The following is a 21,219-nucleotide window of genomic DNA, read 5'->3' as shown; positions in this document are numbered from 1 at the left end:
GGTCGAGGCAATGAAAGGCATTAGTAGGGTGGCGGTGGCGCGGAGCAACAGCGCCTGCCGCATTGTTACATTTCTGGGCCAGCGCTCCGCTGCGGCGAGACATGATCGATCGGGACCACACTTCTCCAGGCCTGCCAATATCAAGGCGTGTGCCTTGTCTATCGTCTGCTGAACGTGTAATCAATGTCCAGTACTGTATAAGTCAACGATGACATCCATATGTCTAGATAGCGCGGTCTGGATGCACTATTCAAAGAGAGTGGTCGTACCACGCCTAGGGTGTTCCATGCCTTGCAACCTGTCAGTGGTCACCATTAAGATGTCGTGCACGCCGCATATACCGGAGTCGCCAGAGACCTTCTCTCATAGCGTGTAGTTCTGCATATTCTGTATTTTCACGCACGGGATGGCATGTGAGCCGTCCGGCAATACACCTCGTTTCAAGCACGCCGCGTTGTAGCGCAGCAAACTTCCGCTATTCAATCATTCTCGACTATCGATGTTTCGGTGCAATGACATCTGGATGGTGAAAAAAAGTTAGTCATACGCAGCTTCAGTATGTTCACGATTTTGCGCTTTTGCATTTTTTATCTTTATCGCGTCATTGTGATTCGACGCTGATTAGTAGGCGTATTTTGGCATCCTGTAGATCGACGGTGTGCTTGTTTCAACGAGGTAATGTAATGTCCGGTAGAAACCCGTTCGTCACATTCTTGCAGGCGGCAATGCCATGTTTGTTCGTCTGTTGGTCCGGCACCGTTTTTTCTGCCGATTCCAACGGGGCTGCGATGTCTTTCTGGACATCGCAGCCAGTGCAACCGAACGAAACGGTGGTAGTCAGCGGTGGCAATATCGGTCCTGCTGCTACGGCACGTCTCACTCGGATCAACGATACCGCGGTGGCCGGCCCGTTGGATGGGAGCAGCAACGCCAATAGCGGATGGGTGGATATCACGCCGACCCAGGCCACCGAGAATTCGCTAAAGTTTCAACTTCCGAATGGTGCACGCGGTGTCTATGCGTACCAGATTGTTAACAGCAGTGAGAGCGCTACAACCACGCATTGTGAATGCTCCCGACTCGAGGTAGGGGGAAGGCCGCGCAACCAATGCGACATTGAACCGTAATCTTTCGAGATGTCCCGCCTCATTTTGAAAAGCTAGACTGTTATCTTGCCGGGTACAGAGGATGGTACATATCTCAGAATAGAAGGTCAAAATGGGCTTCCATACGTACTTACTGTTTCTAATCGCTAGCCTGATCTTATGCCTCGTCCCAGGCCCTGACATGCTGCTACTTTTGGGACGTACCATCGCGCAGGGGCGCAAGGCCGGTTTGTACACCGCCGTAGGCATCAACCTTGGCGCATATGTTCACCTTTTCTGCGCTGCCACCGGGCTCTCCGCGATTGTCCTGGCCTCGGCCACGGCCTTCACGGTTGTGAAATGGGTTGGTGCGGGATATCTCTTTTACATTGGTTTTGGTGTGTTGCGCGCGAAAGGGCGAATCACACTTTTCGATGTTCAACCGGAAAAGCAAAGTTTACGGCGATCGTTTCTTCAGGGTTTTTTGAGCGATGTGTTGAATCCCAAGGTAGCGCTCTTTTTTCTCGCTTTTCTGCCTCAGTTTATTGAGCCGCATGATCCGAAAGCCGTGCTGCACATAATTGCGCTTGGCATCTCCGGCAATATGGTGGGTATTCTCACGAGCGTGACGTACGTATTCTTGGCGGCAAGACTGACGGTAACGTTGCGCAGAAGTCCGACGATTTCAGTATGGCTTACCAAAGCACTGGGCGTTTTGTTTATTGGTTTGGGCGTGAAAGTGGCGGCAGAAAAAATGTAGTGGCAAAGCATGTGCCGTAACGCTGAAACTTGCGATCAAGCGTCGGGCAGGGCCTCTGGGCCTGACGTTTCACGACGAGATATGTATGCGGGACGCGTGCCGATGTTCCGCATGTCGTAATCAAATTTGAAAAGACCTAAACATAAGCACTTATATTGCAACTAACAGACAAACTTAAGCATACATCAAAACATACCTCCACAAATTTCACCACCGCCAGCATCACATTGCTCAAGCCATCTGTGACAAACCAACCATGGATTGCCTCCAACTGGCGCAACGGTGGTGTTCCTGAATGCTTGCGGCTTTCTCACAAGACACCATGTCTGCTGGGAAAACGATCAAGCGAATGGATAGGGTCCTTCGAAACGACCGATGTAGCTCAAATGAGAAATGGCGGGCTTTCCCTTCACCCATCTGTGCAACATGTAGCCTGCTGGTTCCAGATAAGACGCTGGCTCCGCATCCGGTTCGGTACGCAGGGCGATTTGCGTAACGGTACTTGGACAGGTGATGACCGGCACACCGCCGAGTCGCGTTTGCATCAGGCGATGAACGTGACCCGCGATCACGCGGTCGACGTGCGGATGCATGGCGATCACGTGTTCGAATCGCTCGGCGTCATGTAGTCCGTACAGATCAAGATAGGGAATGCCGGTCGCGAATGGCGGATGATGCATCGCGACAAGTGCGGGTCGATCGCTGCAGAGATCAAGTTCACGACCAAGCCAGGCAAGATCGCTGTGATCCAGTTCGCCGTGATGTAACTCCGGCACGGATGTGTCAAGGGCGAGCAAGCGCACGTCACCGATATCGAGCGCAAAATGCAGTGGCCCCTCTACAGGCAGATATGTGTGATCGGCAAAAGCGCGACGTAGATTATCACGATCGTCGTGATTTCCCGGCATTACGGCAAAAGGATGTTTGAGCGGGGCCAGCAATTCCCGCAACATCTCGTATTCTTCGTGGGTGCCTTCATCGGTCAGATCACCGGTGATCAGGACAAAGTCCGGCGCTGGCGTAAGGCGATTAAGTCTATCAATGGCCTCGGCTAACATGGCATTGGAATCGACGACATTTTGGTACAACACTCCTTTGGGGCGAACGTGAACATCGGAAATCTGGGCGATGGTGGTCATTGCAGGATGCTCCTGAAAGGGTGCGACGCCATGTTCGTCAAACGGCGGCCAGACTCGCCAGCCAACCGGGCAAATCGGCGAAACTGTCGATCACGCTATCTACTTGCGCGCGATGCCGCGCCAATAGCGCCTCCTGGAACTTACCGGTTTTCACCAGCAATGCATGCGCTCCCACAGCCCGCGCGCCCGCCATATCGGTCAGCACGTCATCTCCGACTATCAGCGTACGTTCCGCCCGCGAGTTGAGTTGCCGCAGTGCGTTCTCGAAAAATACCGGTGATGGCTTGCCGGTAACCAGTGCCGTAACGCTGGCCGCGGCTTCGAGTCCAACGATGAATGCGCCACAATCCAGTCGCGCGCCGTCTCGATCAAACCAGAATAGATTTTTCTGTAATGCGACGAGCCGCGCCCCATCGCGCAGCATCCGGAACGCGCGGTTGAGCGTCGCATAGTCGAACGCATCACCGATATCGCCGATCACGACGATATCCGGCCGTTCGTCGTTTATCATTACGCCGTCGAACAAGGGCCGAATGTCGGGCGGTACGATCAAATGGCAACGCTGGCCGGTTTGCTGTTGCAGATAGGTGACGCATGCGGTAGTGGCTGTTTCGATTTCCGCCGCCGAGGCTTCTATGCCCAGGCTGCACAATTCCGCCGCGAGCACTGCGGGTGCCTTGGCTGTGGTGTTGGTGAGGAGGCGAACCTTCATACCCGTATCGCGTATCCGCTTAAATGCTTCGGCGGCGCCAGGCAGCGCCTTGCCTTTGTGTAGAAGGGTGCCGTCGATGTCGGACAGCAAGGTGTCGAAACGCATCATATCTTCTCCTGCCAGCGAACAGGATGGCGCTCGCTCAGATGGTTGATAAACGGCTGCGACACGAGGGCGGCGATGTCGGGCAAGGCCAGCGCTGCCTGATCGGGCAAGCTGACTGAATCGCTGCCCACGTCTACGAGAATACCTTGCAACCACGCATTATTCGACCACACTGCGTGGTCGCCGCCTTTACGGCTTGGCTGAAGCAGGTGCGCCGAGCGCGCGGTTCGCAGGCGTGTGCCAGGCGGGGCTTGCCAGTAGTGCCTAGCGCTCCAGCCATGCGCCGGAGGCGTGGTATCGATACCGTCGAACATGTTCCAGCCATCGCGCAGCCTTGGCGGTAACGCGGCACGCCAGCGTGCGGTAACGATGTCTGGATCAATGCCTTGCTTTGATAAACGTGATTCGTTGAAGAGCACGAGGCCGTTTTCAGCGGGATGGAAGAGCGCTGCCGAGGCCGCAAGATCGGGCCGTCCATTCTCGTCGTAAGTCAGCCAGCCCGACTGTTCGAAGAAGCTATTCGGGAAGAGGTCGTCGTGCACTGGCGTCATGCCGTGATCCGAGTGTGCGATGCAGCGCACCGATTGTGGCGCGGCGGCGACGCAGTGATCGATCAGTTCGTCAACCCAGTCGAGCGCCATGTCGAATAGTACTTCGCAGATACCTGACGCGGGAAGTTCGGCGCGACAGGGATCGAGGTATTTGAGTAGATGATGCGACAATAGATCAATCACCGGGTAATAGCCAATCACGCATTCAGCATCGTCGGCACGTACGGCGGCGATAATGTCGGCCGCAAAGCTGTTGTGGACCTCACGCATCAGTGTGAGCAGCAGACGTTCTGCATTTCCGTCGCCGCCATCATCCAGCCGTCGGCCCAACCGGTTGTCTTTATAGAGCTGCGCCGGATCGCCTATGATGTACGCGCGGGGGGCCGTTGCGCTCGTGCCGATTTCGTCCGGCAGGCCTCGTGCGTCGACAGTGCAATACCCGAAACTGATCAGCTTGATCTCGCCTTCGATGCGCACCGCACGCACCGCGACCGCAGGGAAGGCGTTGCCATGTCGCACGTGCGCTGATATCGGCAGGTGCTCGGTGCGATCGAGTGCGATCCACTGCGAGATCGCCCCATCTGGTGAGACGCCCTGTAGCATTACCCCATCTTGTCTTGCCTCGACGAGGAAATCCAGGCCGAGCGGCAGCATGAACAGACGCTCCCCGTTGCTGATAACTTCGGGCGAGACGGTGAGTCCCTCATAAACACGTGTCTGCCCCAACAGTGCCTCTCCGAGTCGGTCTGGTTGGGTGAACGGTATCGCACAAAGGCGGAAGCGGGTTTGCGCCTCGGCCCAGCGGTCCCAGATCATGGGGATATCGCGGGGCCAGACAGCAAAAGTATTCACGACCCGCAATGGATCGCCAGGCAAGGGTGCAGGTAACAGATATCCCGTGAGACCGTGCCGTTGGGCATTGACGCCGCTGAATATCGAGAATAGCGAAGGCGGTGTCTGACAGTTTGGTGCCAACGGTGCCAACGGGATCGCACGTCGCGGTGCGTGCGCTCGAAGGCTGCGTGTCAGCGTCGAGTGCGTACGCTTGCCAGCGCGCAGTTCGACCAACCGCCACGATAAGCCATCGACCAAAAGCCAGATGAGTCGCGTGGCGTGGGTCATGCTGCAGCCCGGTTGGTGAGGCCGAGCACCCAGTCTGCGAACGCGTTGACGTGCGCCGTCAGTGCTTCGATTGATCCATTGTTGGGCAAGGCGTAGTCCGCACGAATGCGTTGCATTTGCAAATCGAGTGGACTTTTCTCGACCACGGACAGGTCCGCCCGTCCGGTCAGTCGTGCCGACCGGATAGCGGGATCAGCCACGATCTTGACGACATCGAAACCATGTTGGCGCAAATACGGCCAGTCAGTCGCGTCATCTCGCAGATCGTCATTGATCACCACGTCTGCGTCCGACTGCATGAGACGTCTCGCAAAGTTTTTCACCAGTGACAGTCGATCGAGCGCCCGCAGTTCCGTGGCGATGTGCTCAAGCAGATACTGGTCCTGCGCACCATCGGGCAGGTTCCGGCACGCTTCTTCGTAGAACATGCGCTGTATAGCGTAGAGCGGTGCGGCCAGCTTGAGTATCTCGACGCGTTTGCCCGCACGCTCGAAATGCAGCTTCAACAGCTGGGCCGTGGTGCTTTTTCCGGACCCGCTTGGCGCGACCAGGGCAAGTCGGAGTCGTGACGTGGATGGCATCGATTTCTCCTCGTCAAGCAGTGACGGATTGCCGTGGGATGCCCGTCCGGCTCAGCCACTCGACCTGTTCTAGCGCAGCCACGAGCGCTGGAGGCACGGTATCGGTGAGTGCGCCGTAAGCGGGGTCGAGTAGTCGATGCCAGGTGGAGGTGATGAAGCGATGTGGCCATTCGAACAGGCCCGGCGCCTGCAATGCCTGTTCTATGGTCGCGGCGTCGAGCGACTGCGTACGTAGCGTGCCGGGCGCGGACACATCCGGCAGGATCACCGTCGATAGCAAACCGCTGCCGCTAGGCCAGGCGTCCAGCGCCGCACGCATGGTTTCCGGTACGCATAGCCGCTTCGCCGTGTCGGCGATTGTGTGGTCGGCAGCCACCGCACCGAGACCCAATCGTTCAGCCAAACGTGGATGCGAGCGCAAGGTGCCGATGCCAATATGTGGATAGTCTGGCCATCCACGCGCGCGAATCCGCCCATCGACCATGTCGAGCAGCAGCTTGTCGCCGGAAAAGTAGAGGTAGTCACCGGACTGCACGAGGTCGAGCATCGTCGTGGTCTTGCCTGCGCCCTTGACACCCCCAATCGCGATCACGTTACCGCCATGACGCTCGACGACGGCGGATGCATGCATGATCGCACTGCCTTTGGCCTGCTCCACCAATAGCCCATAATAGCGAACTAGTTCGATCAGGTGAATGAAAGCGTTCTGTTCGCCATAAAAATCAACGCTGCGTCGCGACTTATCGATCCTGTAGCCGACGCGCAGATTGGCATCCCAGGCGTATTGCAGTGGCGCGCCCTGATTGGTCAGCACGCGCAGCGTGAATCCGGGCGCATCGGTTTCGCGGATTGTCACCTGGCTGACGCAGGCATCGATCCAGCGCTGTTCGAACGCGGATGCATCATGCAGCGACAGCCGTAGGTCGATTTCAGGAATAGCGCCATCGACGTCGCTGAAATAAGGTGTAAGGAAGTGACGCAACCGCGTCGCCAACGCGGGGTCGGTGCCGTAAAGGGATAACGCAATGGTGTAACGCCCGTTAGACAACGTGGCAGTCGGCATGGCTGACCTCATGGAGTGGAATGACGTGGGGCGGCTTGCAGGAAAGCAAACGCCGGGCGGGCGGGCAGACAGTCAAGTTGCTGCGCATGGAGGAACGTCCGCACGTGTCGCGCAAGTGTGAGAAGTTCGGCATTGATTGCGGTGTCGCACTTGCCGCGTGTTTTCACAAAGCTGACATGACCCCGTGTCGTGCGAGCGCCGACGCCATCTCGCGGCACGCACGTCTCGAACATGACCGTAAAAATATGACCTGTTTCGACTGATTCACATGCTGTCGAGAACGCAATCCGTCGGTACTCTCCAAGCGTCTGAAGCGGCACGTCCACTGTCGCGGCGATAGCATCGATTACAGGGGGCACGATATGAGCTTCGAACGTCGTTGGCAATGTGGTGCCGGGCACACCGATACAGCGTAGCTGTGCAAGAGGCTCGTTGACGGTGTTTTTGCGCTTGCGGCTCCAGTGCTCGGCGTGGACATAGCCGGTCGGGATTGCGCGGCACACCGTGACGTCATGGTCCCATAGCTGGAATTCGTCTCCGCTTTGCGTGACAAACGAAGCGAATTGGCGACAGTCCACCGCATCGTACCAAGCTTCTCCAACCGTGCGCGCATCGATGGCCGCATCGAGCTCGAAGTGCTCGATGAACGTATCGTTGCTGTATGCATAGCGGCATTCCCAATTGTTTATTTCGAGATAGTTCACCTCGAAGGCAAGCACAAGTGCCTGCGCCAGAGAAGCGGTGGCAGGCAGCAGCGCTATCGGCCGCGTTGGCTGCACGAACACCACGCGATGCAGGTCGATCCGTGTTACGAGATGCGTAATCTGAACGTTGTCCGCGCATAGCATTGCGATGGCGAGCGGAACCTGTTGTGCCGTGAAATTGGCGCATGCCATCGACGCGGCGGCGGTTGACGTTTCCCGAGTGTCACCGTTCCAACTGGCGCGCAGCCGGCGCATGCCGCGCAGATCGGCAGTGACGGTCATGGCGCCGCGGGGCAGGTCACTGGCGTCGACAGCATGCAGGATATGATCCGCAGGTCCAAGCGGTTCCTGATGCCGGATTTTCCAATCGCCGAATAAAACTACGGGTATTGCAACAGAATTGGGTGTCATCGACATTCCTTGGCGTTCACGCCGGTCAAGCGGCGAGCTGACTTGCCTCGCGGGCGAAATCCAGCTTGGAATAGAGATCGTGTTGGAACCGGTGTCCGCGTTCGATAAGGAATTGGTGTACGGCCGTGGCGATACGTTCGAAATCGCTTTCGACATCACGCAACGCCTTCAGCGTGCGGCTACGGCAATATTCCACTTCGATTTGTGCGAATGAGGCGCTTCCATCGACCATGCGACAAATGTCGAGATAGATGCCGAAGCCGTTGCCTGTGTCGAGCGATTCGCAGTTCACGTCGAAACGCGTGCGCCGGAACGGTTTCAGACGTTGCAGACGTGCGGAGGTCAGCGAGCGCGCATGCTGCTCGATCGCATCGAATGCGATTGCGTGATCGGTATTGAAATCCTCGCGACGCAATTCCTCGTTCTTGACAAACCATTTGCGCTTGACGGCCATCAGTCCATTTGCCTGGGGAATGAATGCGATATAGCCGGCTTCGCGTGGGTCGCCAGTGACTTCAAAGATGTGAGATTCGTAGTCGTAGCACTGGAAATCCCGATCTAGCTCGAGGATTACGGCGTCGATGTGACCCGCACCGATGGCTGCATGCAGTTCGGTAGCGAGTTGCCACATGTCGGGAATATGCTGCGACGTGAACTTGCGTTCCAACTCCATATCGGGACGCCAGCGTGAATACCAACAATCGTCGTTAAGCAGGGCACGCGACTTCGCCGCGCAGGCGAGGGCGGATTGGGCAACATCGCACCATGCGGTCCACGCGTCGCGCGCGAAGGGTTCAATATCCAGCAGATGCAGAAACAGCGCACCGGTCTCGCCTTCGTGAGCATAGTGATAAACGCTGACCCGGTCTGCATGATGCACCAGTGCGAGCGTCACCACCAGCGTTGCCGATGCGAGCGTCGGATCCAGCGCGCTTATTCTTGCCCGGGCGGTGCGTGTTTGTTGGCGTTGCACTGCATTGAATATCTGGAAATTGAATGGGGTCGACTCTATGGAAAGCGTGTCTTGCGTGCCGGTGATCAATTCGCGCCAACGCATCGTTTCAGTGTGCACGAACAGGCCGTTGTCACCACAGCGGCTGCTCGGCGCTTCAATGTTGACTACCGTTGCCAACGGCGACTCTGCGTTGTCATCGGGTATGCGCGAATCAAATAGCAGCAGTGATAGATCAAGGGCCATGGAGATACTCGCTGATGAGGATTAGCGGGACTGCCCCGCACCGGCAGTGCTGGAGAACGTGACACGTTCTCCAGACAGGCCGAGACGATAGAGTTCGGGGGATTCGACTGCCGGAATGCCATGTTCGCGCAGTAGGATCGACAGATGACAGAGCATCGACGCCTGTTCGAATACGAAACCACGTGCATAAGGCAACAAGGCGGCCAGCGCCGCGTACGGTCGCGGCGAGACGACGATCGCCTGGCCGCGATGCTCACGCAGTTGCCGTTCAAGTCGTTCAAGCGCGGGGCCGAGCGATTCCGCACTGGGGATGGCGTTTATGGATACCGTTGCAGAGATGCTCAGTTCTTCCAGGTTACGGTCGCTTCCGACCACGACCGGTAAGCCGTCGGCAAATCCTGGCGATATCGCTCGCAGGTTGTCGTCGTCGCCGACCGTGATCGATGTTGCGAGTGGCGAGAAGTCAATCAGGTGCAAGCGGCCGCCAGCGCGCACCCATTCGAGCTGAATCGGACCGAATGTGCGCACCGCTTCATGCGTCACGCGATGTAACAGCGCGGCGTCTGGCGGGCCGCCTTCGGCATCATCGGTGAGGCGCGCCCGCTCGGTACGGGCAATGCCGCGATTGATCGCGAGCAGGCCATCTTCCGACCACTCGCAGGTTGTCGAGCCGTCGGTACAGGCTTGCGTGATCAGCCCCGCCTCTCCAGTGACAAACTCACGCACAACGAAGCGGCTTGTCTGGGCGCCGATCAATTCGTTCAGGCGATCGAGCAAGGCGGCTCGTGGCAGAATCTGCTGGCGCACGCGATCCGAGAAGTCGACCACTACATGCGGCGTTTCAAAATGCGCCAGCAGTGCCGCACACGTCGAGGTGTTGGCAAGTCCCTCGCGATTGGCGCGAATCAACAGTGCCGCGCCGGCGGGGACGTTGTGCAGGGTCGCGAAGTTGGCAAGCGGTTTGCGTTTTGAGCGAAAGTATTGGGCAAAGTCCGGCAAGGGGCGATAGGCGAGCAGTGCATCGTCATCCGATGCGTACAGGGCTACCCAGTCGAGCATTGGCCCATGTTCTTCTACCCGGCGCACCGTGGTGATCGGCCGAGCTTGCAGCAGCCAGAGTTGCTGATCGTCCATTGCCCATTCGATATCTGCTGGCGCACCGATCTCGTTGGCTGCGCTACGCGCCAATGCAGCGACGGCATGCAGCATCGTGCGATGCTTTTCAAGTTCGGGCGCACAGACCAGGGCATTGCCTGTCAGCCTGGCCGACGCCCCTTTTTCCACGCCGGACACCATCGCCTCACCCAACGATTCCACGGTTTCAATCACGATCGTTTCCGCGCCGGTCAGCGGGTCATGGCTGAAGGCTACGCCGGCAAGCCGGGCATCGACCATCCGTTGCACGATGACAGTCATGCCGATGCGCATCCCCGCATTGCCGGCGCGCACGCGTTCCAGCACCGCCGCGCGTGAGACGCCCGAGCGCCACACGTCAAGAATTGCCGCTTTCAGTGCTCCAAGTCCCTTTACGCCGAGCCGGGTGGTGAATATCCCGGCGAAGCTATGCGTTGCGCCGTCTTCGACGCTTGCCGAGGAACGCACCGCTAGCGGCGCATCGTCGGCAAAACCGGACTCGCGCAATCGCATCAACAGATGGGCATCCGCCGCTACGCTCCATTCGAGTTCGGCAAGCGTGCTGATGCGCCCGATGTGATCATCGAGAAAAGCACCGGCCGTCAGTTGCACGGTGTGCAGAATGCCGGCGATGTCGGTGGCGCGCCGCGCGTAGTCCCGCCAGAGAATCGCGAAGTCGGCGTCGAACAAAGCGGTCAGGGCAGGCACTGGCAGACGACTGCTGAGTGCATGCAGAGTGTGATATTTGCTAGTCAAGGCAATTCCTTGGATCGTTGTCGACGTGGCTGCAAGTTCAGCCTGCGAGTGAGTCCGTGCTTAAAGGCTGGGACGTCAGCAGGTTAGTGGAATCGCTCGTGCTGTCGACAGCCATTGACGTATTGACGAGATGCAACGGACGCTTTTTCTGATAGTCGAGGAAGATGCGCGATGCGAACGCTTCCGTGGCACCCTGGTACTTGCCGGTATAAAGCTCGATTTCCCCTTGCACGCGCCAGAACATCATCTGCCCGATATTCATGCCTGCGTAGACGCGGATCCGATTTAGCGCAAACAGTTGGATGGTCCAGCGTCCCACGAAACCGATGTCGCCGAGCGGCGCCGACAGGTTGATGAACATGCCCAGGCGTGCGATCGACGAGCGGGCGGCGTAGGTGGGTACAAAGCGCGTGCTGCCCATCGTTTCGATGGTTGCAGCAAGATATAACTTCATCGGTTCGAGTTCATAGCCTTCCGGCCCGATCACGATCTCCTGGGTGGCCGCCTCTTCGCGCACATCGATGACACCGTCCTCGTAGACCTTCATGCGTTCGTACAAACGGAAGTTGTAGCTGTTCGGATTCACGTTATCGTGCAGAAACGGCGTGATGACGATATCACCCGCATGGACGCGTTGTTCGATTTCACGACCGGTCAGTATCATGTTCAATCCAGAATGATTTTTGACGGCACGACGCTCTCGGAGCCCTGATAGCGTCCCGCATAAGGCGTTGGAACGCCCAAGTTTGACCAGAAACACACCTTTGCAACTTTGGTTCCGGCATACACGCGAACCTGTTGCGTCACCACGATTTCCAGCGTCCAACGAATCACTGCGCCGGTGTGCCCGAGTGGCGCGCTGGTTTGAACGAACACGCCACACAGCGCGGTTGACAGATTTGCGTACAACTCGCTTGCAAAGTCGATGCCACCGATCGACTCGGCTGTAAATCCCAGGTAGAAACGTTTTGGAAGGAGAACGAAGCCTTCTTCAGGGATGACATGCTCGATCACGTCGAGCGCGCCATGAGGGTCGATCTGTTCGCTGCGGTATTCGAGAAGTGTCGAGCCAAGATGACAGCCATACGAATTGACTTCGACATTGCGCTGGTCGAACGGCTCGATGACGAGTCGCTTCGCGTCGCGCATTTTGCAGATTTCGGAACCGGTCAGAATCATGGGTGAGAGCGTTATCCGCGTTGCGTGGAAGAATGAGCGTCACGAGGCGCATGGTAGAGTTCGGCGAGCATCGATGCCGAACCAATCAGATAACCGCGCGTCGGTTGACCAGCGGCCACTTCTGGCAAGCGCTCCGCTAGTCGTCGCGATAATTCATGCAGGCGATAGCTGGGTACCTGAGGAAACAGATGATGTTCCCAATGACGATTGATGTTGCAAGGTGCGAACAGCGCGCGTTCGAACCATCCTGGCGAGACACTGCGTGCGTCACGGCTGACGGGCTCATTTGCAAGGCCAGCATGTTCGGAGAGACTACGAATGCGCAGGATCGGTGGCAAGAAGAAGACCATTGGCGCAATCCAGTAGAGCAACACATCGAACCACAGATGGCAGCACGTTGCAACAACGCAGACCGTGGCGATAAATACGATGAACCAGCTTCGCTCGGCGCGATTGGATGCATCGCGTTGCTGGAACAGTCCGAACACGCCAAAGCTGTCGATACTACGTAGCGACTGCAGTGTCGACAGACCGGTCACGTCACGCAGCAGGGCAAGCCATAACTGTCCACGGGTCGCTGGCGCGAAAGCGTCTGCATAGTCGGGGTCCGCCGCCGTATTTAGATTACGATGATGCGCAAGGTGGTGAGCGCGATAGCGCGATGTGCTGATGGTCAGGGGGAATGTCAGCAGAAAACTGGCGCACAAATCGTTTCCGCGCTTGTGACGACTTATAAGATAGTGCGCGGCGTCGTGCATCAGAACCAGCAGCGCATGTTGGCGTGTGGCGATTACCACCAAAGCGATGATGGTAAGTGCCGTCGAATCAGCTGCGCTGGCTATCACTATTGCAATGACGATCACCAGCCATTGCACGCTTATCTGCCATGCACAGCGTAACTGTATTGGCATCTTGAGGTCGTCTACGAGGTCTGCGTGTTGTGATGCCAATCGCGCGCGTTCGGCCTGTCTGCTCAGGCCAGTGGCCGATGTTGCATCCACCGCAGAAAGGTGTTTCATCATTCTGTCTCCGCTCGGGCGCGTTGCACCCCGTCAGGTTGGTTCGGTAATGTGTGTGATCAGACCGTGCTCGCCGTGCTGACCACATTGGCCATGGCGCGGCGCCTTAGACAGGAACGCGCATCGGGGGAATGAGATAGCCAGTAGTCGACGGCGCGAGGCAGGAAGAGTTCAGCACCGGGTGCGTCCTGCGTGACGTTCAGCGGTGCACGGACCGTCTCGCTTTCAGCATAGACACCGTAGATTTGCAAGAGACGCTCGAAATAACGGAAGTCGTTTGCTGACACCCCGTCAGGGCGCCAAGCCGCTAATGAGCGTTTCAAAAATGCCCATTGCCGACCGCGCAGAATCGGTACGGGCGTGAGTGCCGGCAATCCTGCTGCTTCGCGAGCAAGATCGATGCGAGATTCGACGATCCTGATCACCCGCTCGTATGGCAGCCGTGCATCGCCAGCGGCGGCGACGACTTCGGCGGCGGCGGCACCAGCGGCGCAACGCTCGACGAGTTGCATCAACTCGTCGACTACCCAATCAATTGGAACGAGATCGAAGCGGCCCGCACGGTTCCCAACGAGAAACGGCGGAGACAGTGCGGCGATGAAGCGGATCAAGGGATATAACCCGTGAAAACGTCCGATCGCGCCGTTGGTGCTGTCCCCCACGACAAGGCTGCAACTGAATACCGAGACCGGCATGATCGACGCGAAACGCGTGTGCAGCGCGCGTTCGCCAGCCGCCTTGCTTTCTTCGTAGCCGTTGCGATAGATCCAGTCGTAGGTGCGGGTGAAGGCGGTCGACACGTAGATGAAATGCGGTTGCCGTGCTACCTGGGCAACAAAGTCGCCGAAATGAAGTGAGCCGTCTACATTCAATGCGCGCATCTCGTCGAACGTCTTGTCCCAAGCGACATCGGCCGCAAGATGCACCGCTACGGCACGATCGATTTTGGGTAGCGTCTTGGCCGCCGTACGCAGCGACGCGGGATCGTTCAGATCCGCGATCAGGGTCGTCAGGGCGCTGTGCATCGCGGCCGGCAGCGCATGCAGGCAAGCCTCAGCCGCCTCCCGCGAACGGAACACCGCAACGATGCGCCAATCGGCATGGGTGCGCAACCAGTCGCGGACGAAGCGCATGCCAAGCGCGCCACTGGCGCCCGTCACGATGAGCGTTAACATTTCAGCGCTCCGTGATAGACACTTGCACGTCTCGCCCGGCGAGTATCCGGTCGCGGATACCGTCTAACATCTGGCGGCTGTTCGCGCGTATCGCCCGCTCTCCAATTGGATGCAGTACGTCGGCCAGGGATGGAATGCCGATATCGAAGGTCACGTTAAGATCGACGTACAGGCCGTCTTCCCGTTCCACCAGCACCCATTCACCAAACCAGACTTCCAGGTCACCATCGGTCTGCTCGAACGTGATGCGTTCGTTCGGCACGAGCCGATCAAGTTCGGTCCAGGTCAGTTCGCTGCCGTTTAGCAGAACGCGCCATGTGCTGTGAATAGCTCCGTTGCCGTGCGGTGGTACGCTTACCTCCAGCACGTCGGCCATGAAGTCCGGATAGCGGGCGAAGTCTGACAGGATGGGCCATACGTCGGCGCACTTGACGTTACCGAGAAATACGCTGCTAGACACTTGAGGCATGAGCTGCTCCGTTAATGAGTCAGGCGGGAGGCGGCCAGCACCGCATCGCAGAACCTGTGCAGACCGTCTTCGAGATCCTGACGATCGATGGTGGCGCTTGGATACACGCGGAGCACGTTGGTGGCGCTTAGACAGAACGCGACCAGTACATTGCGGTGCGCAGCTTCGATCAACGCTTGCCCCACATGACGGTTCGACACGAACTCCACGCCGAGCATCAGTCCGCGTCCGCGAATTTCGGCTACCGCGGGACAATCCGACAAACGCTCGCGAAGAATGTGTTGCGCAAATTCGCCGAGCGTTGTGGTACGCGCACAAAATGAGGCCTCGCCGACGACCGATAGCACCGCTTGTGCAACCGCACCAGCCAAGGCGCTTCCTGCGTATGACGACGCATGAACGACAGGATCCCGCGCGGGTGCGCCGAACTTCGTGGCGTCGTAGAGGGCTGCCGCCACGGGAAACAGTCCGCCGCCAAGGGTCTTGCCGAACACCACGATGTCGGCAGGTGAGCCACATATCAAGGTGCCGGCGCGACCGAGCCCGGACTGGATCTCATCATGGATCATGAACGCGTCGTGCTGGTGGCAGAGCGTTGCCAGTGCTTCGAGAAAATCCGGAGGCACTGGGCGGATGCCACCTTCGCCCTGGATAGGCTCGACGATCGCGGCGGCGATATCACCCTGCGCGAACGCCTCGCGCGCACCATCGAGATCACCTGCATCGATGAAAATCACGTCCTCGCCGTGTTGCAGCGCTTGATGCCCGCGATAGCCGTAGCTGATGGCGAGTGCGCCCGCAGTGCGTCCGTGGAATGCGAACTTCAACGCAAGAATCTTACGTTTCCCGGTCTGCATCCTAACGAGTTTCAATGCAGCCTCGACGACCTCCGAGCCGCTGTTGCCGAACAGCACGCCATTTCCCGCTCGACCGACGCAGCCTACCAGTTCCTCTGCCGCTCGAATGGCCGGTTCGTTCGCGAGAATCCGGCTGGACAGGCCGAGTTGGTCTAGCTGGCCACGCAACGCCGCGACCACCACGGGGTGCCGATGGCCGAGAAGATGCAAGCCGAACGAGCCAAAGTCGAGCCAACGGCGACCGGCGTCGTCGGTGATCCAGGCGCCATCCGCGAGCCGTTCAGCGGCGGTGAGTCCGGCCATTCGCAGCATCAAGCCTTGTTCACGGCCGAAGATTGCACCGTAACGTTCGGTGAACGAGGTCTTGCGGGCGTCAGTGTCGGCGAAGCCTTGACGTGTATTCATAAGGACCTCATCAGCGGAGCGAGGAAGGCAGCGTCGCGGCCCGCGAGTCGGCACAATTTGTCCCAATTGCGCAAGGTACGCAGGACTTGGCCTTGGGTGTCAGGCAGCAGCGGGTTGAACAATTCACCAGGAAAAGCGGCAAGCAGCCCATTAAACAGATCGATCAGCGCCGCTGCATCAATGTGTTGTGCCAATTCGCCGGATTGCTGGCCGATGCCTATCCAGCGCGCAGGGTTATCGCACGCTGATGTCGTGACCTCCGCCACACCATATTCGGCGAACAATGGAAACTGATGCAGTTCGTCAGGTGGTGCGGCACCAGCTAAGCGGCAGTCGATATCGACCAGAAGTTCAGCGAGCTTGATGCGAAGCACGTTCACCACCTCGAGGGAATTCGCGGCGCCTTCGAGATCCTCAATATACGACTGCAGTTCAGTCATCAGCATCCATGAAACCGACGCAAGGGTTTCGGCATGCATGGCACCATCATGGACGTGTCCGGTGGATAGCCGCGGAAACCAGCGACATGGCGGGGTAGCGTTGAGTGCCGAGATCATCGATGATTGCATTTTTTTCAAGATGTCGAATCGGTGAGCGAAAAGCCAATTACGCCAACGCGTGCCCCTATAAGCAGGTGCCGCGCGACATCGGGCGTCGTTGCGCGCAGATCACGCGGATGCGTGGTAAGTGCGTCGGAAATATCGACCGTGGGTAACAACGCGGCCCGACCATCCGATCGGAGTGTGAAAACACTTCCCGGCAAGAAAGGGGCGTTGCTCGTTGCGCGCAAGGCAGGACGTAATCTCGCATAGTCCACCTCATAGCCGAAATGGCTTTCCGCGAGATCGACTAGCTCGACTAACCGCTCTGCCAGTTGCTCGGTCAGGCCGGTCGTGCATGACGGGTAGATGGAGTCCCATAATGAATCGATCACGTCGACCAGGCGTACATTGCTCCAGATGCGCAGCGAATCCGTTGCCTGATGCCAGCGCAGTAATGTCCACTTCTTGTTTGACACTGTCCAGCCCGATTTGGATAACATCGCGTTCATCAGATACAGCAACGCGTTTGTCGCATATCCTGCTGCGGCCCTTGTTTCCTTGCAACGCAGTGCAAGTAACGCAAAGCCGGCACTTTGGCGAAATGCATCAAAACTCGCAATCGACCATGTGGCGCCGAGCGTGCCTTGCCATTCCAGATACGGCACACTGCCGTCTGTCGCAACGCCTGCAATGATTCGTTCGAGGTACTTGCGCGAGATCCGCTGTTTTTTGTCCCATTGGCGATAGACGCGCAGCATGTCGATTGGCAATTTTCCTTGTTGAACGGTGAGTTCATGGCACGCGGCCAGGACCTCGTCGCTCGCGAAGGCAACAACCTCCATATGGTGACCGTTGTGATAGACCTGCGAGGCCATCGCATCACTCGATTGCATCGCATCGGTGATGCAGATCAGATCGATATCACTCGCGGCGTTGGCCACGCCATGCACGGGTGAGCTGGTGATTAACGTTAATTCGGCATCATCGTACTGACGCCGCACGACCGTGTCTAAATCGTCGAATGACAGATTTCGGGCCGCAAGAAACGCCTTGGCATTGCCCGAGTAAAACGCTGAATAGTTCATCGTGTTATCAATCGAAGAGCCAAATGATCAAAAGCCAGTGCGTTTAAAAACGCGCGTTGTGGACAGGAATGCGATGAAATCAGAGTTCAACGTTAAGGTATTCGTAAGTTATGCTGATATGAATATGTATCGAATAAAGCAGTGATCCAAGGGAAAACATAGACACGACGCATTCAATCTCTCCATTAAATCGGCACCGGTCTCGGCATTGCAATCTGACCCATTGACCACGTTTTGCACATGGCCTGGAATGTTGGCGCATTGGGAATGCATGTCATGAAGCCGAATTCCTGGTGACGAGCTTTTCTCGCAAACACCATGCCAACCTCAAGGTGATTGGGTAGTGAATACTGTATGAGCGATTTCATTTCTTGAGTATTTCCGCCTAGCCTTCCACTGGAAGGCCATGTTGATAAAGGAAAATGAGGGAATATTAAGGATTGCGGATTCCTTGAAAATTACATCGGATAACGAAATATATATATTAAGAATGAATAATTATACGTGCTGCATGATTGACTAGTTCGACTTTCAAAGCAGGCATTATCTTTTGCTTCAGTCGCACCGCATGAGTGCTGCCATGCACAATCGGATGACACGCAGATGTCGCTTGCACCAATTTGGGAATCTAATAATGGGTCTTGTATTACCGGATAGACCAGCGTTGCTGGATCGTTTGCGCGGAACGAAAAATGGCATGGAGCTTGCTGATCAGAAGCTTTCGAAAACGACGGGAAACGGTGATGAGTCTTGACAGACATTTCAGTAGCGAAGCATCTGATACGTTCTATACGCTGGATAGCGCTTGGATCACCAGCAACGCAAGGCGCTTCGCCGAATCTTTTCCAGGCACGGTGCTGTATGCCGTCAAGGCCAATCCAATACCTCAGGTGCTCGCCGCTTTGGCGCGCGGCGGCATTTCTCATTTCGACGTAGCGTCCATGGGGGAGATCGTCGACGTTGCTCATCACGTGCCGGGCGCAACCCAATATCTGATGAATCCCGTCAAGTCACGAGCAGCAATTGATGTTGCCTATCGTACCTATGGACTACGATCGTTTGTGGTCGACAGCGAAGCAGAGTTACGCAAGGTGCGTGATGTTTTGCCTTCATCCGATAGCGATATAACCCTATACGTACGCTACGCCCCGTCTGAATCAGGTGCGGTATTCGACCTGCGGGGAAAGTTCGGCGCTACTACTGACGACGCCTCTGCGTTAGTTGATCTGGTGGAGTCGTCAACGCGCTGGGGGGTGGGGTTGTCGTTCCACGTGGGATCTCAGGCAATCCAGGATGCGCCATATATTACAGCACTCGAGGACGCCGAGCGTATTATTGCTCGGGGCCGGTCGCGCATTCGAAGTCTGGATATCGGCGGCGGCTTTCCTGGTGTGTATTTGAATAGCCGAAGTGACACCACAGACATACTCGCGAGCATTAGCCAGAGAATCGAAGCATCGTCCGCACTACGTTCACTTGATCTCCTATGTGAAGTGGGGCGAGGACTGGTTTACGGTGGCATGTCTTTGTTCGCACGGATACTGCTTAGGCGCGGGCAGGATATTTTTTGTGGCGCAGGTATTTTTGGTGGATTGTTATCTGCGCAGCAGTGGCTGCAGTTTCCAGTGCGTACCTGGCGTCACGGTGATATCTATGACACTGGCGGCAAGGCACAATTTCAAGTGTTTGGCCCCACATGCGACAGCATGGATCGCCTTGCGTTTCCTTATGGATTGCCGGACGATATCGAGGAGGGCGATTGGCTTGAGTTTCAGTCCGCTGGCGCTTATTCCGTATCCTTGCGAGCGCCATTCAACGGGTTTTATACCAACGATATCGTTCACGTCGGCCAATAGTTCGCCTGGCTTTACACCGGTCAGGAGATCAAGATCCATGTTTGCATATATCGCGTTATTGTTGGGCATTATTGCTGAGTCGACGGCTACCCTCGCGCTAAAAGAAAGTCAGGGATTTACGCGCTTGGGACCACTTCTCGTAGTGGTATGCGGGTACGGTTTTGCGATCGCGTGCTTAGGTAGCGCGCAGAAGGGATTGCCGATGTCATTGATTTCATCGGTGTGGTCCGGACTTGGGATTACCGTTGTGACTGCCGTAGCCGCGTTCCGATATCAGCAGTTGCCGAGCTTGGCGGCGTTGGGTGGAATCGCGCTGATCATCGTCGGAATTGTTATCGTCAATGTGTTCCCAGCATCTCACGGAACCTGAATGGCCCCAATATGATTGGAATGACCTTGATCCGTCCCAGTTCACGCATGCTGATTGTGATCCTCGCGGAACTGTCCATCATCGGCTCCCGACGCACATTTGCAGAAAAACATGATGCGCCGCGGAGCAGGACCAGACATTCCTAATCGGCTCAAACCAGATATTACTTATATGGTCGCCTCCCATTTGCAAAGCGATTTCGTTCTAGGCGAGGAGGGTAGTTGCGGACTTATATCCGGACTCTAACAAGCATTTTGCTTGTGGCCCCGATGGAATGCGCCGCAAAGGTCCTAATCTAAATAACGAGCTCGAAGCTCATGTAATGTCCCAGGTTTGCCTTTGCGCGGTCAAACCTATCTTGCCATCGATCGATAACGCCTCTGCAACTATGTAGAAGGTACGAAGAAAAGAATTGTGCGATGCGGTCAAGCTGCGATTGGCTCGTAACGTCGGTCATGGGCCAATAGGGCCCAGATAATCCGAGCCGCTTTATTAGCAAGTGCGACAGCCACGACATTCGTAGGGCGTCGCGCCAGAAGCTTTTGGGTCTGATCTGGCAGACGCTTCGCACAGGCAATCACGGATCGAGGGCCGTGAATCAACAGCGTGCGGAGATAGACGTCCCCACGTTTGCTAATGCCCCCAAGCCGGACTTTACCTCCCGTTCCGGTTTGTCGCGGGACGAGTCCCAAATAGGCCGCGAACTCCCTACCGGAGCGGAAGGTTTTTGCATCGCCAATCACCGCCACGGCTGCCGTCGCTGTCAATAGCCCGACCCCAGGGATTTCGGAAATGCGGCGACACGCTTCGTCGTTGCGTCGCCATTCGGTGATTCGCATTTCGATGCGGGCAACCTGTTCGTCAAGTAATGCTAATCGCCCAAGTTGTTCCTCGACGCTATCGAGCAACATTCTGGGGACATCAGCTTCCATTTCCGGAGG

At 57.0% G+C, this 21,219-nt stretch carries 21 protein-coding genes; 4 read left to right on the top strand and 17 right to left on the bottom strand.

All coding sequences use genetic code 11. From position 1 onward, the window contains the following. The first annotated feature begins 683 nt into the window (after positions 1 to 683). Positions 684 to 1,127, top strand: coding sequence for a hypothetical protein (locus WM40_RS23685; RefSeq protein ID WP_024905400.1), 444 nt, complete (start codon positions 684 to 686; stop codon positions 1,125 to 1,127). A 91-nt stretch (positions 1,128 to 1,218) separates the two neighbouring features. Continuing rightward, on the top strand, positions 1,219 to 1,845 hold the full coding sequence (locus tag WM40_RS23680; protein WP_046154170.1) for a LysE family translocator: 627 nt from the start codon (positions 1,219 to 1,221) through the stop codon (positions 1,843 to 1,845). 341 nt (positions 1,846 to 2,186) lie between these two features. Here the strand turns inward: WM40_RS23680 and WM40_RS23675 are convergent, their stop codons facing one another. Genes WM40_RS23675 through WM40_RS23600 form a run of 16 tightly spaced genes read right to left on the bottom strand, consistent with a single transcriptional unit; the run spans position 2,187 to position 18,052 of the window. Next, positions 2,187 to 2,984, bottom strand: a complete 798-nt coding sequence (locus WM40_RS23675; RefSeq protein ID WP_046154169.1) for a phosphodiesterase — start codon at positions 2,982 to 2,984, stop codon at positions 2,187 to 2,189. A gap of 37 nt (positions 2,985 to 3,021) precedes the next feature. After that, on the bottom strand, positions 3,022 to 3,804 hold the full coding sequence (locus tag WM40_RS23670) for a TIGR01458 family HAD-type hydrolase (protein WP_046154168.1): 783 nt from the start codon (positions 3,802 to 3,804) through the stop codon (positions 3,022 to 3,024). Further along, complete coding sequence (locus WM40_RS23665) at positions 3,801 to 5,474, bottom strand: alkaline phosphatase family protein (RefSeq protein WP_046154167.1); 1,674 nt, start codon at positions 5,472 to 5,474, stop codon at positions 3,801 to 3,803. The genes WM40_RS23670 and WM40_RS23665 overlap by 4 nt, the downstream gene beginning before the upstream one ends. Beyond that, the gene (locus WM40_RS23660) at positions 5,471 to 6,055 is read right to left on the bottom strand and encodes a dephospho-CoA kinase (protein ID WP_046154166.1); all 585 of its coding nucleotides are present in this window, start codon (positions 6,053 to 6,055) and stop codon (positions 5,471 to 5,473) included. Before WM40_RS23660 ends, WM40_RS23665 begins: the two co-directional genes overlap by 4 nt. A 13-nt stretch (positions 6,056 to 6,068) precedes the next feature. After that, positions 6,069 to 7,118: a hypothetical protein gene (locus tag WM40_RS23655; protein WP_046154173.1), complete on the bottom strand. Its 1,050-nt coding sequence runs from the start codon at positions 7,116 to 7,118 to the stop codon at positions 6,069 to 6,071. An 8-nt stretch (positions 7,119 to 7,126) separates the two neighbouring features. Then, positions 7,127 to 8,233 (bottom strand): hypothetical protein, encoded by a 1,107-nt coding sequence (locus WM40_RS23650; protein WP_046154172.1) that lies wholly within the window; start codon positions 8,231 to 8,233, stop codon positions 7,127 to 7,129. Positions 8,234 to 8,258: 25 nt separating this feature from the next. Then, positions 8,259 to 9,431 (bottom strand): hypothetical protein, encoded by a 1,173-nt coding sequence (locus tag WM40_RS23645; RefSeq protein WP_046154165.1) that lies wholly within the window; start codon positions 9,429 to 9,431, stop codon positions 8,259 to 8,261. A gap of 21 nt (positions 9,432 to 9,452) precedes the next feature. Beyond that, positions 9,453 to 11,321 carry a PEP/pyruvate-binding domain-containing protein gene (locus WM40_RS23640; protein ID WP_046154164.1) on the bottom strand — a complete coding sequence of 623 codons (1,869 nt, stop codon included), beginning with the start codon at positions 11,319 to 11,321 and terminating at the stop codon, positions 9,453 to 9,455. 37 nt (positions 11,322 to 11,358) lie between these two features. Further along, complete coding sequence (locus tag WM40_RS23635; RefSeq protein WP_024905390.1) at positions 11,359 to 11,985, bottom strand: dCTP deaminase; 627 nt, start codon at positions 11,983 to 11,985, stop codon at positions 11,359 to 11,361. Between the two features lie 2 nt (positions 11,986 to 11,987). Next, positions 11,988 to 12,500 (bottom strand): dCTP deaminase, encoded by a 513-nt coding sequence (locus WM40_RS23630; RefSeq protein ID WP_024905389.1) that lies wholly within the window; start codon positions 12,498 to 12,500, stop codon positions 11,988 to 11,990. Positions 12,501 to 12,511: 11 nt separating this feature from the next. Then, complete coding sequence (locus WM40_RS23625; RefSeq protein ID WP_024905388.1) at positions 12,512 to 13,519, bottom strand: fatty acid desaturase family protein; 1,008 nt, start codon at positions 13,517 to 13,519, stop codon at positions 12,512 to 12,514. 59 nt (positions 13,520 to 13,578) lie between these two features. Then, entirely contained in the window at positions 13,579 to 14,694 is a 1,116-nt protein-coding gene (locus WM40_RS23620) for an SDR family oxidoreductase (RefSeq protein WP_046154163.1), read from the bottom strand. 1 nt (position 14,695) lies between these two features. Next, positions 14,696 to 15,163 carry a type II toxin-antitoxin system RatA family toxin gene (locus tag WM40_RS23615; protein ID WP_046154162.1) on the bottom strand — a complete coding sequence of 156 codons (468 nt, stop codon included), beginning with the start codon at positions 15,161 to 15,163 and terminating at the stop codon, positions 14,696 to 14,698. 11 nt (positions 15,164 to 15,174) lie between these two features. Further along, the gene (locus WM40_RS23610; protein ID WP_046154161.1) at positions 15,175 to 16,425 is read right to left on the bottom strand and encodes an aspartate aminotransferase family protein; all 1,251 of its coding nucleotides are present in this window, start codon (positions 16,423 to 16,425) and stop codon (positions 15,175 to 15,177) included. Then, positions 16,422 to 16,994, bottom strand: a complete 573-nt coding sequence (locus WM40_RS23605) for a DUF6031 family protein (RefSeq protein ID WP_236693663.1) — start codon at positions 16,992 to 16,994, stop codon at positions 16,422 to 16,424. The genes WM40_RS23610 and WM40_RS23605 overlap by 4 nt, the downstream gene beginning before the upstream one ends. A 5-nt stretch (positions 16,995 to 16,999) precedes the next feature. Beyond that, positions 17,000 to 18,052 (bottom strand): DUF6001 family protein, encoded by a 1,053-nt coding sequence (locus WM40_RS23600; protein ID WP_046154160.1) that lies wholly within the window; start codon positions 18,050 to 18,052, stop codon positions 17,000 to 17,002. Positions 18,053 to 18,744: 692 nt separating this feature from the next. Between WM40_RS23600 and WM40_RS23595 the strand changes: the two genes are divergently transcribed. Beyond that, a complete protein-coding gene (locus WM40_RS23595; protein WP_236693662.1) occupies positions 18,745 to 19,908 on the top strand; it encodes a type III PLP-dependent enzyme domain-containing protein in 1,164 nt (387 codons plus the stop codon). A gap of 37 nt (positions 19,909 to 19,945) precedes the next feature. Then, a complete protein-coding gene (locus tag WM40_RS23590) occupies positions 19,946 to 20,278 on the top strand; it encodes a DMT family transporter (protein ID WP_024905381.1) in 333 nt (110 codons plus the stop codon). A gap of 425 nt (positions 20,279 to 20,703) precedes the next feature. Here WM40_RS23590 and WM40_RS23585 read toward each other — a convergent pair. Then, positions 20,704 to 21,219, bottom strand: a 516-nt coding sequence (locus WM40_RS23585) for an IS110 family RNA-guided transposase (protein ID WP_046154159.1), incomplete at its 5' end; no start/stop codon positions are given.

Origin of the sequence: Robbsia andropogonis, assembly GCF_000970345.1 — a bacterium.
Taxonomy (GTDB): Bacteria; Pseudomonadota; Gammaproteobacteria; order Burkholderiales; family Burkholderiaceae; genus Robbsia; species Robbsia andropogonis.
Note: the sequence above shows the minus strand (reverse complement) of the source record. Positions and strands in the feature narration are given on the sequence as shown.

Excerpts from the sequence above, each read along its gene's own strand:
- WM40_RS23605 (WP_236693663.1), bottom strand. The coding sequence starts at position 16,994 with ATGCAATCATCGATGATCTCGGCACTCAACGCTACCCCGCCATGTCGC.
- WM40_RS23670 (WP_046154168.1), bottom strand. The coding sequence starts at position 3,804 with ATGATGCGTTTCGACACCTTGCTGTCCGACATCGACGGCACCCTTCTA.
- WM40_RS23600 (WP_046154160.1), bottom strand. The coding sequence starts at position 18,052 with ATGAACTATTCAGCGTTTTACTCGGGCAATGCCAAGGCGTTTCTTGCG.
- WM40_RS23610 (WP_046154161.1), bottom strand. The coding sequence starts at position 16,425 with ATGAATACACGTCAAGGCTTCGCCGACACTGACGCCCGCAAGACCTCG.
- WM40_RS23680 (WP_046154170.1), top strand. The coding sequence starts at position 1,219 with ATGGGCTTCCATACGTACTTACTGTTTCTAATCGCTAGCCTGATCTTA.
- WM40_RS23590 (WP_024905381.1), top strand. The coding sequence starts at position 19,946 with ATGTTTGCATATATCGCGTTATTGTTGGGCATTATTGCTGAGTCGACG.
- WM40_RS23665 (WP_046154167.1), bottom strand. The coding sequence starts at position 5,474 with ATGACCCACGCCACGCGACTCATCTGGCTTTTGGTCGATGGCTTATCG.
- WM40_RS23655 (WP_046154173.1), bottom strand. The coding sequence starts at position 7,118 with ATGCCGACTGCCACGTTGTCTAACGGGCGTTACACCATTGCGTTATCC.
- WM40_RS23625 (WP_024905388.1), bottom strand. The coding sequence starts at position 13,519 with ATGAAACACCTTTCTGCGGTGGATGCAACATCGGCCACTGGCCTGAGC.
- WM40_RS23660 (WP_046154166.1), bottom strand. The coding sequence starts at position 6,055 with ATGCCATCCACGTCACGACTCCGACTTGCCCTGGTCGCGCCAAGCGGG.
- WM40_RS23675 (WP_046154169.1), bottom strand. The coding sequence starts at position 2,984 with ATGACCACCATCGCCCAGATTTCCGATGTTCACGTTCGCCCCAAAGGA.
- WM40_RS23615 (WP_046154162.1), bottom strand. The coding sequence starts at position 15,163 with ATGCCTCAAGTGTCTAGCAGCGTATTTCTCGGTAACGTCAAGTGCGCC.
- WM40_RS23620 (WP_046154163.1), bottom strand. The coding sequence starts at position 14,694 with ATGTTAACGCTCATCGTGACGGGCGCCAGTGGCGCGCTTGGCATGCGC.
- WM40_RS23685 (WP_024905400.1), top strand. The coding sequence starts at position 684 with ATGTCCGGTAGAAACCCGTTCGTCACATTCTTGCAGGCGGCAATGCCA.
- WM40_RS23635 (WP_024905390.1), bottom strand. The coding sequence starts at position 11,985 with ATGATACTGACCGGTCGTGAAATCGAACAACGCGTCCATGCGGGTGAT.
- WM40_RS23645 (WP_046154165.1), bottom strand. The coding sequence starts at position 9,431 with ATGGCCCTTGATCTATCACTGCTGCTATTTGATTCGCGCATACCCGAT.
- WM40_RS23630 (WP_024905389.1), bottom strand. The coding sequence starts at position 12,500 with ATGATTCTGACCGGTTCCGAAATCTGCAAAATGCGCGACGCGAAGCGA.
- WM40_RS23650 (WP_046154172.1), bottom strand. The coding sequence starts at position 8,233 with ATGACACCCAATTCTGTTGCAATACCCGTAGTTTTATTCGGCGATTGG.
- WM40_RS23595 (WP_236693662.1), top strand. The coding sequence starts at position 18,745 with ATGGCATGGAGCTTGCTGATCAGAAGCTTTCGAAAACGACGGGAAACG.